This window comes from uncultured Bifidobacterium sp. (assembly GCF_945269915.1).
Taxonomy (GTDB): Bacteria; Actinomycetota; Actinomycetes; order Actinomycetales; family Bifidobacteriaceae; genus Bombiscardovia; species Bombiscardovia indica.
Window position 1 is genome coordinate 63885 of the sequence record NZ_CALYOY010000001.1, and the last position, 14743, is coordinate 78627.

15 protein-coding genes and 1 tRNA gene are annotated in these 14743 nt (G+C 60.4%); 1 reads left to right on the plus strand and 15 read right to left on the minus strand.

Features of this window, described 5'->3' with window-relative positions:
- Positions 1-2: 2 nt before the first annotated feature.
- The 13 genes from Q0K62_RS00240 to metA all read right to left on the minus strand — a co-directional run bounded on the left by Q0K62_RS00240 (position 3) and on the right by metA (position 11689).
- On the minus strand, positions 3-677 hold the full coding sequence (locus Q0K62_RS00240) for an amino acid ABC transporter permease (RefSeq protein WP_297315968.1): 675 nt from the start codon (positions 675-677) through the stop codon (positions 3-5).
- Positions 664-1317: an amino acid ABC transporter permease gene (locus tag Q0K62_RS00245; RefSeq protein WP_297315969.1), complete on the minus strand. Its 654-nt coding sequence runs from the start codon at positions 1315-1317 to the stop codon at positions 664-666. Before Q0K62_RS00245 ends, Q0K62_RS00240 begins: the two co-directional genes overlap by 14 nt.
- Before the next feature lie 395 nt (positions 1318-1712).
- A complete protein-coding gene (gene nrdH / locus Q0K62_RS00250) occupies positions 1713-1955 on the minus strand; it encodes a glutaredoxin-like protein NrdH (protein WP_297315970.1) in 243 nt (80 codons plus the stop codon).
- Positions 1956-2222: 267 nt separating this feature from the next.
- Positions 2223-3032, minus strand: coding sequence for an endonuclease NucS (nucS, locus tag Q0K62_RS00255; RefSeq protein ID WP_297315971.1), 810 nt, complete (start codon positions 3030-3032; stop codon positions 2223-2225).
- Between the two features lie 254 nt (positions 3033-3286).
- Complete coding sequence (locus tag Q0K62_RS00260; RefSeq protein ID WP_297315972.1) at positions 3287-3583, minus strand: F0F1 ATP synthase subunit epsilon; 297 nt, start codon at positions 3581-3583, stop codon at positions 3287-3289.
- Complete coding sequence (gene atpD / locus Q0K62_RS00265; protein WP_297315973.1) at positions 3583-5070, minus strand: F0F1 ATP synthase subunit beta; 1488 nt, start codon at positions 5068-5070, stop codon at positions 3583-3585. The genes Q0K62_RS00260 and atpD overlap by 1 nt, the downstream gene beginning before the upstream one ends.
- An 8-nt stretch (positions 5071-5078) precedes the next feature.
- A complete protein-coding gene (locus Q0K62_RS00270) occupies positions 5079-6035 on the minus strand; it encodes a F0F1 ATP synthase subunit gamma (protein ID WP_297315974.1) in 957 nt (318 codons plus the stop codon).
- A 3-nt stretch (positions 6036-6038) separates the two neighbouring features.
- Complete coding sequence (gene atpA / locus Q0K62_RS00275; protein ID WP_297315975.1) at positions 6039-7697, minus strand: F0F1 ATP synthase subunit alpha; 1659 nt, start codon at positions 7695-7697, stop codon at positions 6039-6041.
- 51 nt (positions 7698-7748) lie between these two features.
- On the minus strand, positions 7749-8576 hold the full coding sequence (locus Q0K62_RS00280; RefSeq protein WP_297315976.1) for a F0F1 ATP synthase subunit delta: 828 nt from the start codon (positions 8574-8576) through the stop codon (positions 7749-7751).
- A gap of 51 nt (positions 8577-8627) precedes the next feature.
- On the minus strand, positions 8628-9170 hold the full coding sequence (locus tag Q0K62_RS00285; protein ID WP_297315977.1) for a F0F1 ATP synthase subunit B: 543 nt from the start codon (positions 9168-9170) through the stop codon (positions 8628-8630).
- A 69-nt stretch (positions 9171-9239) separates the two neighbouring features.
- Positions 9240-9467 (minus strand): ATP synthase F0 subunit C, encoded by a 228-nt coding sequence (gene atpE, locus Q0K62_RS00290; RefSeq protein WP_015022486.1) that lies wholly within the window; start codon positions 9465-9467, stop codon positions 9240-9242.
- A gap of 167 nt (positions 9468-9634) precedes the next feature.
- Positions 9635-10450, minus strand: coding sequence for a F0F1 ATP synthase subunit A (gene atpB / locus Q0K62_RS00295; protein WP_297315978.1), 816 nt, complete (start codon positions 10448-10450; stop codon positions 9635-9637).
- Between the two features lie 177 nt (positions 10451-10627).
- Entirely contained in the window at positions 10628-11689 is a 1062-nt protein-coding gene (metA, locus tag Q0K62_RS00300) for a homoserine O-succinyltransferase (protein WP_297315979.1), read from the minus strand.
- 126 nt (positions 11690-11815) lie between these two features.
- On the opposite strand from metA, the gene Q0K62_RS00305 reads away from it, so the two are divergent.
- Positions 11816-11892, plus strand: a tRNA-Met gene (locus Q0K62_RS00305).
- Between the two features lie 161 nt (positions 11893-12053).
- Here the strand turns inward: Q0K62_RS00305 and Q0K62_RS00310 are convergent.
- The gene (locus Q0K62_RS00310) at positions 12054-13523 is read right to left on the minus strand and encodes an ABC transporter permease (RefSeq protein ID WP_297315980.1); all 1470 of its coding nucleotides are present in this window, start codon (positions 13521-13523) and stop codon (positions 12054-12056) included.
- Positions 13510-14727, minus strand: coding sequence for an ABC transporter permease (locus Q0K62_RS00315; protein WP_297315981.1), 1218 nt, complete (start codon positions 14725-14727; stop codon positions 13510-13512). Before Q0K62_RS00315 ends, Q0K62_RS00310 begins: the two co-directional genes overlap by 14 nt.
- Positions 14728-14743: the final 16 nt, after the last annotated feature.

A 14743-nucleotide genomic window follows, 5' to 3' on the forward strand; every position in this document is an offset into this window, starting at 1 on the left:
CATCAGTCATGGGCCCACCTCTTTTCCAGATGCCGCGCCACCAGGGAGAGGGGCCAGCAGATGAAGAAATACATGAAGAAGATCACCCCATATATCCACAGGGTGGCCTGGGGGTATAGGAACCTGTTCGCATCGATGATCTGCTGCCCGACCTTGATCACCTCGATGACGCCCAGGAGGGCCGCCAGGGAGGTCGTCTTGACGATGCGGGTGGCCAGGTTGACGCTGGCCGGGAGCATCCGCCGGAAGGCCTGGGGCAGGATGATCCGCCGGAAGGTCTGCCAGGAATCGAGACCCAGCACGTAGGCCGACTCGTACTGGCTGCGGGGGATGGACTCCAGTGCCCCCCGGACCAGGTCGCCCAGCTCGGCCCCTCCCCAGAGGACAAAGACCAGGACACAGGCCCCGGTGGCGTCCAGATTCCAATCGAAGGCCCGGGCGAAGCCATAGAAAGCGATGAACAGGAGGGCCAGCTGGGGCATGATCCGGATGAAGTCCAGGTAGACCCTCATGACCGCACGCACCAGCCCATTGCGGATGGTCATCAGCCAACCGACCAGGAGACCGACCGGAATCGAGAGGATGACCGAGATGCCCGCTATCCACACGGTCACCCAGAGACCCGAGAAGAGGCGTGGGAAGACACCGGGCTGAAGGAGGATCTCAACGCCGTGCATAGTCGAACCTCCGTTCCAGGACGGTACCGATAACCGATATGGGCAGGAGGATGATCAGATAGGTGATGATCAGCAGGGCCAGTGACTCATAGGTGTCGTAGGAAATCCCCATCAGGTCCTTGGTCACGTACATGACATCGGCCAGGGCGATGGCCGAGACCACCGAGGACTCCTTGACCAGGAAGATCACATTGGCCACCACCCCGGGAATGGCGCTGCTCAGGGCCTGGGGAAGGATGATGTGGGTCAGGGTCTGCCGGGGTGAGAACCCCAGGACCCTGGCCGACTCCCGCTGGATCCTGGGCACGGCTTCGAGCCCGCCCCTCATGGCCTCGGCCATGTAGGAGCCCCCCAGAAAGGCCAGACCGACGACGGCACAGGTCTGGGCACTCCAACTGATCCCCAGCTTGGGCAGCCCGAAGTAGAGGAAATAGAGCTGAACCAGGAGGGGTGTATTGCGGGAGAGCTCGATGTAACCCCTGGTTACCGGGCTGAGGATGGGGACGTGTGAGACCTCCAGGGCGGCGCAGACCACGCCGATCAGGATGGCGAAGACCACGCCGAAGAAGGAGATGAAGACGGTAACGTAGGCGGCGTTGACAAAGAAGTGCGCGTTCTGTGCCATAAAGGACCAGTTCATACCCCTACCTCCCCTCCGGTCGTCCCGACCCCCGCCGGAACCTGCCCGACGACGGCCGCCTCTCTCGTGTTCGATGAACTCATGACGTTCTTCCTGGTTTCATTGCTTGGTGCCGATCTGTACGGAATACTGCCGGGACACCTTGCCCACAACCAGTCCCGGCTACCTGCACGAGCCCCCGTTTTCTGCCTTATTCCAATACAGGCCCCGGCACTCTGGTGCCCATCCTAGGGGAAAACAGATTCCCCGTGCGCTTCTGGTTATATGAAAATCGAATATCCTGTTATCCGGACGACCGCCGACCATGGCCTGGCGTTGATGGATGGAGAAAAGGACGGGTATACAAAAGGGCCCGGTTCATCTTTCATGAACCGGGCCCTTCCTCGTCCTGATGATCAGGCGTAGACCTTGGCTGCCGCCGCTACCTTCTTGATCATGTCTGGACGATACCCGCTCCATGCATACTCATCGGTAACCACGATCGGGGTCTGCTTGAAGCCCTGGGCGATGAACTGGTCAACCAGCTCCTGATTCGCGGTCAGATCCACCTGGTCGAAGTCCAAGCCCTGCTTGGTCAACTGACGCTTGGTGGCATCACACTGCGGACAGTGCGTCTTGGTATAGACCGTAATCGACATAATCGCCTTCTCCGTTGCGTTAAGGTTCGAAATCCTCCGGTACTCGGAGAGTCGGCCAGGATACCCTTCCCGCGAAATCCCGACCGGCCCTGAACCGGACCTGTTGATTGAACACTACACACGTCGAGATGAAAGTACAACACCATCAGTAGTGGCGTGTCACCGAGCCAATCCCTATATCTAGTGGTATCAAGCCATTTCGAGGGCAGAAACTACATAAGTGTGACATCCATCTCATCCCCTCGGGGGGGGGGGGCTCGGCCACTGTCAGAAGAGGGTCAACTCGTCGCTCTCCACACCCTTCATCTCCTCGTAGTCCAATATCAGGCACTCGAACCCACGATCCTCGGCCAGGGTGCGGGCCTGGGGGGTTATGGACTGAGCCGCGAACATCCCCCGAACCGGAGCCAGGAGGGGGTCACGGTTCAGGAGTTTGCAGTAACGGGTGAGCTGTTCCACTCCGTCGATGCCGCCGTGCCTCTTGATTTCGATGGCCACATGCCTGCCCTCACCATCGACGGCCATGATGTCGACAGGGCCGATCGGGGTGGGGTATTCCCGCCTGACCAGCTTGGCCCCCTCACCGATCCGCTCGATCTGCTGGGCCAGGCAGAGCTGCAGGTGGGCCTCCACCCCGTCCTTGACCAGACCCGGATCGGTACCCAGATCGAAAGTCTGGTCCGAATAGACCCGATAGAGCCGAATGGTCAGGACATCGCTGGACTTGGTGGCCGACACCCTGAGCACCTTGCAAACCGAACCGGCCGGGTCTTCTTCCTGTTCCTCGGCGATCAGGTCTTCGGGGGCGGCCGACTCGGCCTGGCCCTCATCCATGTTCCCCAGGTCGGCCTGCCCGTCCAGGGCATCGGCGGTGCCGTCGCTGCCGGAATCTTCGGGGACGATTTCACGAATCGTGCAGGGGGCGCTCATCCAGTTCAGCGGCTTGTAGGACCCGAGTTCGGAGAAAATCAGACAACTCAGGTCGGCCTTGATCAGGATCACCCGCCTGGCAGGACCCAGGGAGGCGTTGAGACGTCCGGAGTATTCGGCCGAGCAGTCGGCAACAATGATTCGCACGTGTGCCAATATATCAGCATGTCCGCATCTGGCCACCCCGACCGCATTGGCGCATGCCCTCAATCCGTCACAGTCCAATGTCTGACGTCGATAGACCTGATAGGGGCCGTGGCAGGACCGGCACAGGGGCGGCACAATACGCGATGAGGGCCCGCGCCCCGCAAGGGGGCAGACCCTCATCAAATCACAGCGGACAGGTCAACCCGTCCATGGGACCGTCTGCATGGGTCCGACACTGACAGGCTGACGAACAGTCAGCCCTGATTCCCGTCCTGACCGTCGCCCAAGTAGTGGACGACGGCCACGGTCAGCTTGTTGGTATCAAAGGAGGCGAAGCCATTGTCCACGTGGAAGCTCTGCTTTCCTCCGTCCAAGGCCTGAACCGAGACATCACCCTCCTTGAGGAGGGCCAGGACCGGCTCATGGTCGGGCATGATGCCCATGGACCCCATCGTGGCGGGCACGGTGACCGAACGGGCCTGGCCGGACCAGACGGGCTTGGCGGCCGAGACGATGGTGACCTGCATCGAGGTCTTTGCGGTTCCTGCCATTATGCCTGGTATTCCTTCTGCATGTCGTGCCACTTCTTCTCCAGGTCATCGATACCGCCGATACCGGAGAAGGCCTGCTCGGGCACGTCGTCATAGGCGCCGTCGCAGATGCGGGTGAAGGCCTCGATGGTCTCGTCCGCTGGCACATAGGAACCCTTGCGGCCGGTGAACTTCTCGGCCACGTAGAAGTTCTGGCCGAGGAACTGCTCGATCTTGCGGGCTCGGTTTACGGTGGTCTTGTCCTCCTCGCCCAGCTCGTCGATGCCGATCAGGGCGATGATGTCCTGGAGCTCCTTGTTCCGCTGCAGGATGGCCTTGACCCGGTTGGCGCAGTCGTAGTGTGCCTGACCAACGTAGCGGGGATCAAGGATCCTGGAGGTCGAGGCCAGCGGGTCCACGGCCGGGTAGATGCCCTTGGAGGCGATGTCACGGCTGAGCTCGGTGGTGGCGTCCAAGTGGGCGAAGGTGGTGGCGGGGGCCGGGTCGGTGTAATCATCCGCAGGCACATAGATGGCCTGGAGTGATGTGATCGAGTGGCCGCGGGTGGAGGTGATGCGCTCCTGGAGGGCACCCATCTCATCCGCCAGATTGGGCTGATAGCCTACGGCCGAGGGCATACGGCCCAGAAGGGTCGAGACCTCGGAACCGGCCTGCGTGAACCTGAAGATGTTGTCGATGAAGAGCAGCACATCCTGGTTCTCCACGTCACGGAAGTACTCCGACATGGTCAGGGCGGTCAGGGGAACACGCAGACGTGTCCCCGGGGGCTCGTCCATCTGTCCGAAGACCAGTGCGGTCTTCTCCAGAACGCCGGCATCCTCCATCTCACCGATCAGGTCGTTCCCCTCACGGGTTCTTTCGCCGACACCGGCGAAGACGGAGACACCGCCGTGGTTCTGGGCCACGCGCTGGATCATTTCCTGGATCAGCACGGTCTTGCCGACACCGGCACCGCCGAAGAGGCCTATCTTGCCACCCTCGACGTAGGGTGTCAGAAGGTCGATGACCTTGATGCCCGTTTCGAACATCTGGGTCTTGGACTCCAGCTGATCAAACGCGGGAGGGTTGCGGTGGATGGGCCAGCGTTCCTTGACCTCGATCCGCTCCCCCTCCTTCTTGTTGAGAATGTTTCCGGCCACGTCGAATACGTGCCCCTTGGTCACATCCCCCACGGGCACCTCGATGGGACCTCCCGTATCCGTGACCGTGGCACCGCGGACCAAACCATCCGTGGGCTTCAGGGCCACCGTACGCACGGTGGAATCACCCAGGTGCTGCTCGACCTCCAGCATGATCGTGGTCAGGGACTCCCCCTCCGTATCGGAGGACTTGTTCAGGTCCACGGTCAGGGCGTTGTAGATGTCCGGCAGGTGACCCGCGGGGAATTCGATGTCGATGACCGAACCCTGAACGCGGGTGACCCGACCCTTGGAGGCCGAATCCTGCCTGTGGCTCGCTGTGGTCGTCTCTGCTTGCTTTGCAACCATTGGCGTTCCTACTCTTCCTCTTTGTTGAGCGCATCGGCACTGCCGACGATCTCGGTAAGTTCCTGTGTAATCGATGCCTGGCGGGAGGCATTGAGCTTCCTGGTCAGATCGTCGATCAGGCTTCTGGCGTTGTCCGTCGCAGTGTGCATGGCATTCTGTCTGCTGGCCGTCTCCGATGCGGCCGAGGTGAGCAGACACTCATGGATACGCGATTGGATGTACTTGGGCAGCACCGCGTCCAGCACCTTCTGGGGGCTGGGTTCGAAGTCGTACAGGGCGGCATAGTGGGAATCGGGCTCACCGCCGGTGTCCTGCTCTCCGGGAACGGGGGAATCCACGGCCTGCTCCGGACCCTCCTCATCGTTTCGAACCAGTTCCAAGGGCAGCATTCTCAGGACACGGACCTTTTGGACCACCATGTTGATGAACTCGGTGAAAACAATGTAGAGCTCGGCAACCCCGCCCTTTTCGGCCGGGGTCATGTAGGTCTCCAAAAGTGCGTCCGATATTTCCCTGGCCACCTCCACGCCCGGGCGGTCGCTTTCACCCTCCCAGGTTCTGGCGATGTCCCTGTTGCGGTACTTGTAATAGGAGATGCCTCGGCGTCCATAGACGAAGAGCTCAGGCTTACGCCCCTGCTGGTCCAGACGTTCCAGAAGGGACTCGGTCTCCCTGATCACCGATGAGGTGTAGGCCCCGGCCATGCCACGATCGGCGGTCAGGGCCAGGACCGCCACCCGTGGGTTCTTCTCGTTCTTGCGAACGATGGGGTGGCGGATGTCATCGGTATGGGCCACCAGGGCCTGGACCGCGTCGAAGATCGCATCGGAGTAAGGCTTCGCGTCCATGGCCACGGTACGGGCCTTGGCGATATGCGAGGAGGCTATCATCTCCTGGGCGTTGAAGATCTTCTCCAAGGCCGATGTGGAGGCGATCCTTGACTTGAATGCGAGTTGTGAGGCCATCGTCTACCGCTTCCCGGCCTTTGCGTTCTTGCCCCCGTCGGCGACCAGTCTCTCCTGCTGGACCGTGACGGGCTTCTCCTCCTGCTGGTCGGCCTGACGGCCATCCAGGGTCTGCCCCTTGTGGGTCACGAAGGTCTTGGCGAAATCATCGACGGCCTTTTCCAGGGCCTGTTCCGTCTCGTCGGTGAAGTCCTCGGTCTCTCTGATGGTCTTGAGGATATCCGTGTTGTGGTCCAGGTAGTCCAGAAGTCCCGACTCGAAGGGAAGCACATCCTCCAGATCCAGATCATCCAGCTTGCCGTGCGTACCGATCCAGACCGAGACCACCTGTTTCTCCATGGAGTAGGGGGTGAACTGCGGCTGTTTGAGCAGCTCGGTCAGCCTGGCACCACGGGTGAGCTGGGCCTTGGATGCCGCATCCAGATCCGAGGCGAACATGGCGAAGGACTGGAGGGAACGGTACTGGGCCAAGGATATCTTCAGGGTCGAGGAAACCTTCTTCAGGGCCTTGGTCTGGGCGGCACCACCGACTCGGGAGACGGAGATGCCCACATCCACAGCGGGTCGCTGGTTGGCGTTGAAGAGGTCGGACTGGAGGAAGATCTGGCCATCCGTGATCGAGATCACATTGGTGGGAATGTAGGCCGAAACATCATTGGCCTTGGTCTCGATAATCGGCAGACCGGTCATGGAACCGCCCCCAAGATCATCGGAGAGCTTCGCACAGCGCTCCAGCAGACGCGAATGCAGGTAGAAGACATCCCCGGGATATGCCTCACGCCCCGGCGGACGACGCAGGAGGAGGGAAATCGACCTGTAGGCCTCGGCCTGCTTGCTCAGGTCATCGAAAACGATGAGGACGTGCTTGCCGCCGTACATCCAGTGCTGGCCGATGGCCGAACCCGTGTAGGGGGCAATGTACTTGAAACCGGCCGAGTCCGAGGCCGGGGAGGCCACGATGGTCGTGTACTCCATGGCTCCGGCCTCCTCCAGGGAGGAACGCACCGAAGCAATGGTGGTGCCTTTCTGACCGATGGCCACATAGATGCAACGGACCTGCTTCCTGGGGTCGCCGGACTCCCAGTTGCGCTTCTGGTTGATGATGGTGTCGATAGCGATGGCCGTCTTGCCGGTCTGCCTGTCACCGATGATCAACTGACGCTGCCCGCGCCCGATGGGGGTCATGGCATCGATGGCCTTGATACCGGTGGCCAGGGGTTCGTCGACGGGATGCCTGTGCATGACATCGGGCGCCTGGGCCTCCAGAATCCTACGGCTCTCGCTTTTGATCTCACCCAATCCGTCGATGGGCTCACCCAGCGGGTTCACGGTACGTCCCAGGTAGCCGTCACCGACGGGTACCGAAAGCACCTCCCCCGTCCTGTGGACCTCCTGGCCCTCTTCGACACCTGCGAAGTCGCCCAGGATGACCACGCCGATCTCTCGGGCATCCAGGTTGAAAGCCAGGCCCAGGGTGCCGTCCTCGAAAGTCAGCAGCTCGTTGGCCATGCAACCCGGCAGTCCCTCCACGTGCGCGATGCCATCACCGGCCGTCCGGACGTGACCCACCTCCTGGGTGGGTGTGTCCGTCGGCTTGTAGGACTCGACGAACTGGTCGAGCGCCTTGCGCACCACAGCGGGATCAATGGTCATTTCTGCCATGATCACTCCTTATTTTCTTTCTTGTTCAAGTCTGTCATAGTCATTCCCGCCTCAGCCCGCCGTGGCCATCAGCCGTTGCAGATGCTTCAGCTGGGTCACCACCGTGCCATCCGCGGAAACGGACCCGTACTGGACCTTCATTCCGCCGAGGACCGAAGGATCCACAACCGAGTTGATATGAACCGCCTTGCCCAGCTTCCGGCCGTAAACCGCCTGGATGTTGCTGGACTGCTCGTCGCTCATGGGAATCGCCGTGGTTACGGTGACCATGACCTGGTCCATATGCTCCGAGAACCTGTCCACCAGCCACATGACCGTATCGGGGAAACGCCGTCCACGCAGGTCCTCCGTGGCATTCAGGGCCAGCTGCTCGGTGACCGGATGCAAGTGCTGTCCATCCAGCAGGGACTTCAGCAGGTTGACCCTGGCCTGGGGCTTGCTGTACTCATCCGAAAGGTGGAAGAGCACCAGGGGCATACCCAGGAGGGCGGAGTGAATCTGGGCCAACTCGCCAGCCACCTGGTTGGTGATGCCCCGGGCGTCGGCGTAATAGGCCGTCGCATCCACGGACATATCCTCCGCAGCATTGGCGATGTGGGCGATTCTGCTCCACTGTAGGGCCGCCAGATCATGGAGGATATCCACGGTCAGTGGGTCGGCCCTGCCGCCAAGAATCAGGTCGATCACCTGCTGCTTGTCGTCGGCCGGACGGGAGGGGTCGGTCAGGGCCCGCTCCAATGTCTTGTTGGCATCCAGCAGATTGACGAAGGCGTAGAGCTCCGTGGCGACGCGGAGAGCATCCTTCCCCCTGCTCTTCAGCATGGGCGCGTACTTGTCGCGAATCTCCCTATCGGAGGCCAGTGAAGTCTCTCCTCGCATCTCACCTCCCTGTCCGCTTGGACGATGATCCCGCAGTCTGCCTGTCGATCATCATGCCTTCTGCCCGTCCGATTCGCCCTTGCCGGCATCCGCGATGATCGAATCGATCATGGAGGACTGCACGGCATTGTCCTGCAACTGGGAACCCAGAATCTTGCCTGCCAGGGCCGTGGCCAGGGTGCCCACCTCCCCCTTCAGGGAGACCAGGGCCTGCTGCTGCTGGGACCGCAGGGAACGCTGGGCGTTCTCGGTAATCTGGTTCGCCTCGGTCTCGGCCCTGTTGCGGGCGTCCGCGACGATCCGGGAAGCCTCGGCCCGGGCGTCATCCCGGATCTGTGAAGCCTCCACGCGGGCCTTGCCCAGCTGATCCTCATACTCCTTCTTGGCCTCATCGGCATCATCCCTGGCCTTCTGGGCTTTCTGAATGTTGCCTTCTATCTTGGCCGAGCGCTCATCGAAAATCGCCTGGAACTTCGGCATGAAGAACTTATAGAAGAAGACTGCGAGAATGAGCAGGATGATCAAAGACCATACGATGTCATAGAGCTTGGGGATGAACAGCTCAATCCCGTTTCCGGCTGCCACCGCGTTCATCGGCTCCTCCTTTCCGCTATCGAAGCCATGCCATCTTGTGCATCATGACGATGCGTTCGCCGCATGGGATCAGGCGATGAAGAGAGCCACGAAGCCCAGCAGTGCCAGCACCTCGATCAGTGCCAGACCGATGAACATGGTAGTACGCAGCTGGCCGCTGATTTCGGGCTGACGGGCCATGCTCTCAACGGTCTTGCCCACCGCGATGCCCAGTCCCAGGGCAGGACCCAGGGCGGCGATGCCGTAGCCCAGGATGCTCAGATTGCCGGAGACCTCAGCAAGAGTGATGATGTCCATTTAATTTCCTTTCCTAGACCGTTGCCGGTTCTTGGATCTTGACACGGTTCCGACCGCTGTGACCCGATCGGTACCGTAAAATTCTGTAGGGTGCAGCCCCTCAGACCTCCGTCCGGAGTCCCCCAGGGGACACCACTCGGCGGAGTCCATGGTTGTGATTCATCGGTTTAGTCCTCCTCAGGGTAGCTCATGGAGATGTAAACCGTTGAAAGAATGGCGAAGATATATGCCTGCAGGGCGGCCACGAATATCTCGAAGGCCGTCAGGGCGAAGCCCAGGGCAAACCAGCCGATGCCGGCCAGGGCAAGGAGCTTGTTGGTGGCCTCGATGACGTAGAACTGGGCGAAGGCCAGGCTGACAGCCACCAGAAGGTGGCCGGCAACCATGTTGGCGAAGAGTCGGATGGTCAGCGAAGCCGGCTTGACGACGATCATCTCCAGCAGCTGGATGGGCGTCAGGATGATGTAGAGGGGCCACGGAACGCCCGCCGGGAAGAGCTCGGCCTTGAAGTAGCCCCAGACCCCCTGCTCCCTGATGCCGGTGATCATGTACTGGAAGAAGGTCCACAGGGCGAAGACCAGGGGCATGGTGATGGTGGCCGTGGCCGCGATGTTCATGCCGGGAATGATGCCGCAGAGGTTGAAGACCAGGATGGTCAGGAAGATGGTCGTGATCATGGGGACGTACCGCTTGCCACGAACCTCGCCCAAGGTGTCATAGACCACGGAGTCACGGATGAACTCGATGACCCACTCGATAGCCCCCTGCCAACGCGAGGGAATCAGCTTGGCCCGGGCGGCTGTGATGCCCAGGACCAGGAGAATGACCACCATGGCGACGAACCTGACCAGAATGATACGGTTCATGGCGAATGGGGTCCCCTGGAAGAGAATCTCCGGAGGCAGGAAATCATCGACGGAAGGGAGTTCACTCGGCTTGGCCATGGCCAAACTGATCGTCCCGCTTCCTATTGCCTCTAACATCTATCGCCTCCTGAAACGACGTAGTGCTCACTATAGCGCGTAAACACCCTATAGCGGCACCGTATTGGTAGTGTAGCCCATCATTCGTAAGCCCGTAATCAACACCACGCGAACTTGACGCATAAATGACCGGACAGGGTAATCAACCCTCCCTTTCCACACTTACCGGGGTGAAGATTAGGACAGGCCATTGACCTTTGCGGCGCCCCCATTGACCAACCCGTACCCATCCCTTTCCAGGGGCAGATACCCGTCACGGCGGGGCGTACCCGGGGCGTGCCTGATCGACCGGTCCGTGCCCAACTCGCGGGCCGCACGCAGGGCCGGCACCCGGGCCAGATCGTACGGCGTGGTCTCATATACCCAGTTCAGCCAGTTGCGCCAGAGAAGATTGGCATGGGCCCTCCAGGAGAAGACGGGCTCCAGGGTGGGGTCATCATGGGGGAAGTAGTTTGCCGGGAAGGGGACGTTATCAAGGCCCTTGTCCATGTCGCGGCGATATTCCTGGGCCAGGGTGGCGCGGTCATACTCCCAGTGGCCCAGGGAGAATATCTCCGAAAAGTCCAGGGAGCAGATCAGGCCGGGGCCGGACTGGGGACCCCAGGTCAGCACCTGGAGGTCCGGCCGGGCCCGCACCTGGTCTTCGTCAACCCCGGCCAGGCGGGAGTGGGGCTGGAGGGAGATTTCGTCAAAACCGTTGGTGATGAAACAGTATTCGTCCTGAAGGTACTGGGGGAAGACCCCGAAGAGCTTACGGTCGAGCAGGTGCTTGCTGATGCCATACCGGTGATGGAGAGCGGCCATGGCCCCCCAGCAGAGGTAGATGGTCGAGAAGACATGACTGCCGGCCCAGTCCAGGATCCGGGTCAGTTCAGGCCAGTAGTCGACCTCCTCGAACTCCATCTGCTCGACCGGGGCCCCGGTGACGACCAGGCCATCGTAGTAGTTGTCCTCGAAGGCCTCCAGGTTCTCGTAGAACTTGACCAGGTGGTCCTGGCTGGTGTGGGTGGCCTCATGGGTGGAGGTCTTCATGAAGTCGACCTCGACCTGGAGGGGCGACTTGGAGATCAGCCTCAGGAGCTGTGTCTCGGTCTCCACCTTCTTGGGCATCAGGTTCAGGATGACCACCTTCAGGGGGCGCACCTCCTGGCGCTCCGCCTCATGGGTCTCCAGAGCGAAGATGCGCTCCGAATCCAGAATGGATCTGGCAGGTAGTCCAGTGGGGATGTTGATAGGCATGAGTCCATTATCCCCTTTCCGGCGCCAAAACCTCCAAGGTTTCCGGCTGATGACCCGCATAATCGCCCATACTTGACAAGAGGCCACCAATCCGTACAATAGATGACTGCTGCGCAACGCAGCCGACGCGGGGTGGAGCAGTTCGGTAGCTCGCTGGGCTCATAACCCAGAGGTCTCAGGTTCAAATCCTGACCCCGCTACCAGATGACCCGGAATTCCAGCGAATTCCGGGTCTTTGTTCTTGACACGTGCCAGGTCGGCAAAAAACAGCTGTATCCCTGTGCATTCTGAAGCAGTACTTCTATATGACCACACTTCAGATGGGTCAGCCCGCGCGATGCGGGATGACCTGGATGCCATCGGATCAGCTGGTGACCGAACGCACGGAGGCATCGGAACGGCGAAGACGGCCGACCATGAGGCCCGCGCAGAAGTAGAGCAGTGCGAAGAGAAGGACGATCAGGGCCGGGGTTGACCAGTTGGCGGCGGAAAAGACCCCTGCCGAGACCGTTTTACCACTGGGGCTGAGACCAAAGACGGCGTTGACGGCGGAGTTGTACCACCAGCCGGGAGTCAGCTTGCCGACCAGGGTCATGGCGGCCGGCATGTCAATCGGCATGGCCGAGCCGGAAGTGAACATGATGACCAGGCCCATGATGATGGCGACCGTGTTGATCACCGTGTTGGACAGGTTGAACTGGCTCAGCATATACCCGAAGGCGGAGGCTGCGACCACGAAGATCATCATGGTCAGCAGGGAGATACAGATCCTCCCCCAGCCCAGGGATTCCGGATTGCCGCCGACCACTACCGTCGAACCCAGAATCAGGATCGTGAAGTAGGCCCATGCTACCAAGCCGAAGAGGAGAGCTGCAAGAAACTGCTGGAGGTTCAGGGAGAAATTGCGGATGGGGGAGGCCATCAGCCTGCGATGCTGCTCGGCCATGCTGAATGATCCGAAAAGGAGGGCCAGACAGACGGTCAGGGCGGTCATCAGCGGGTAGGAGGCCAGACTGACGGTTTGGGCGAAACCAGCGCTCAGGGTCTTGGTCTCCTTTCTCGGAGAGGTCTGCACACTGATTTTGGCCTGGTTATTGGCGAAGTGCTTGACCGTATAGTCCGAGGCGGCCTTGAAGGCCCGGGCATCCACTGTGATAGGCCGGGCATTCCCCCTGGAGGACATCTGGGCACCTTGGCTGGCTGTGTTGGCTACTGCCGAAGGGTTTGACGAGGCGGCATTCGCCATATCGGCCATGTTCGCCGTATCCGACATGGCCTCTGTATCCACTTCAGCGTCCCTGGTCGACTGACCGAGCCCACCAAGAAGAGCCGCACTGACCCCGTCGAAGTAGGAATCGACCTGGACCTGTGCCAGGTCACCATGATCGGACTTGTAGTTGGTGGCCGTTTGGACCTTGGGGACGGATACCGACTTAGCGCCGGCGGAGACATCGGCACAGGCTTCGAGGAAACGACGGCTGAACCCCTGTGGGATGATGATGATCAGATCGGTCTGGTCACCGTTGGCCAGGGCATCCTGCATGGTCTGGTTTTCGTCGGGTAAGGAGACCATGTCGGCCGAGCGGGACAGATAGTCCGTAAGCCCCCGACCCAGATTGCGTCCGAGCGAATCCCCACTGTCACGGTTGATAACGGATACCTTGGCGCGGACCGGTTTGAAGGTGCCGACCGAACTCTCCTTGGTGGCCTCGACCGCCTGGGACATGGAACCGTATCCGATGATCATGGTGATCAGGCTCATACCGACCAGATAGATCAGCATGTAGTTCTTATGCCGCCAAATGATGCGTATGGCTGTTTTAAAGGTGCTCATATCGTTGCCTCCTCAGCAGCAGGGCCGCACCCGCCAGGAAGACGGCACTCATGATAACAAGAATCAGGCAGGTTCTCACGAAAGGTCGGAAACTGTCGTAATAGACGATGTCGTAGAAGAGGTTGGAGACCTGCTTGACCGGGTTCAGGTAGTGCAGATAGGGGGTCTTCTCCTGGATGGAGTGATCGATATCCATGGTCGAGGGGCCATACAGACCTGCGAATACGGACAGGGTGCAGTCGATGAAAACGTTCAGTCCCACCTTGATTTCCGCGGAAAGCCGGGGTAGCGCACCCAAAAGGGCACCGAAACTGGAGGCCATGAAGGTGGAGAGAACCAGGGCAACCAGGGCAACAGGGTCGCGGCCGCCGACCCCCATGCCACAGACCGTTCGAATGAAGACGTAGGCAACCATGAGGCTGATGCAGGAGAAAAGCCAGGTGGCCAGGAAGGCCCCTCCCACCCTGACCCATACAGGAGACGGGGAGACAGCAAACCGGGCACCGATTTTGGAGAGGTTGGCCTGGGTGGAGGCGATCAGACTGGCGGTCACTCCGGCGCCGATCATGCAGGCCATGCCCAAAACGGCGAAATAGTAAGGTGCGGTCATGGTTGGCTCGACGTGGGTCAACTTGATTGTCCTGGTATAGGTTCGATTACCGGACTGGATACCGGTCAGAAAATTCGGATCACGAAGGCGGGCCGGATTGGCCTGAGCCACAACCTTGAAGGTCGAACCTGTCTGGTTGAGCCGCGCCATGTACGCGCTGAGCAGACTGACTGTGACCCCCTTGGCGGAGTTGCCCCCACTCTGTATTTCGGCCGCGTCCCGATCGGCCAGGACCATGCGGATCAGCCCGTCACCATCCATATAGATATACCCGATATCCTTGTGTTCATCCAGCCGGTTCATTGCCTGGGACCGGTTCGTCACGGTATGGGCCTTGATCAGCTGATCCCCATCCTTCGTTTCAGACTGCGCCGATGAGATGGATCCCACCATCTTCCCTGCGGAGGGCACCTTCTGCCAGGCCGCGTCATTCACGACGGCGAAAGGTTGCGCTTCCACGGTATGCCCCTTCTCCACACCGCTGAGCATGCCCATCATCATGGCCGCCAGGATGACCGGGAAGGCCAGGGTCCAGAAGACGGACGAGAAATTGCGGAATGACATCTTGACGTTGGTCAGGAAAACCTGCCACATGGGTCTTCCTCCTTTC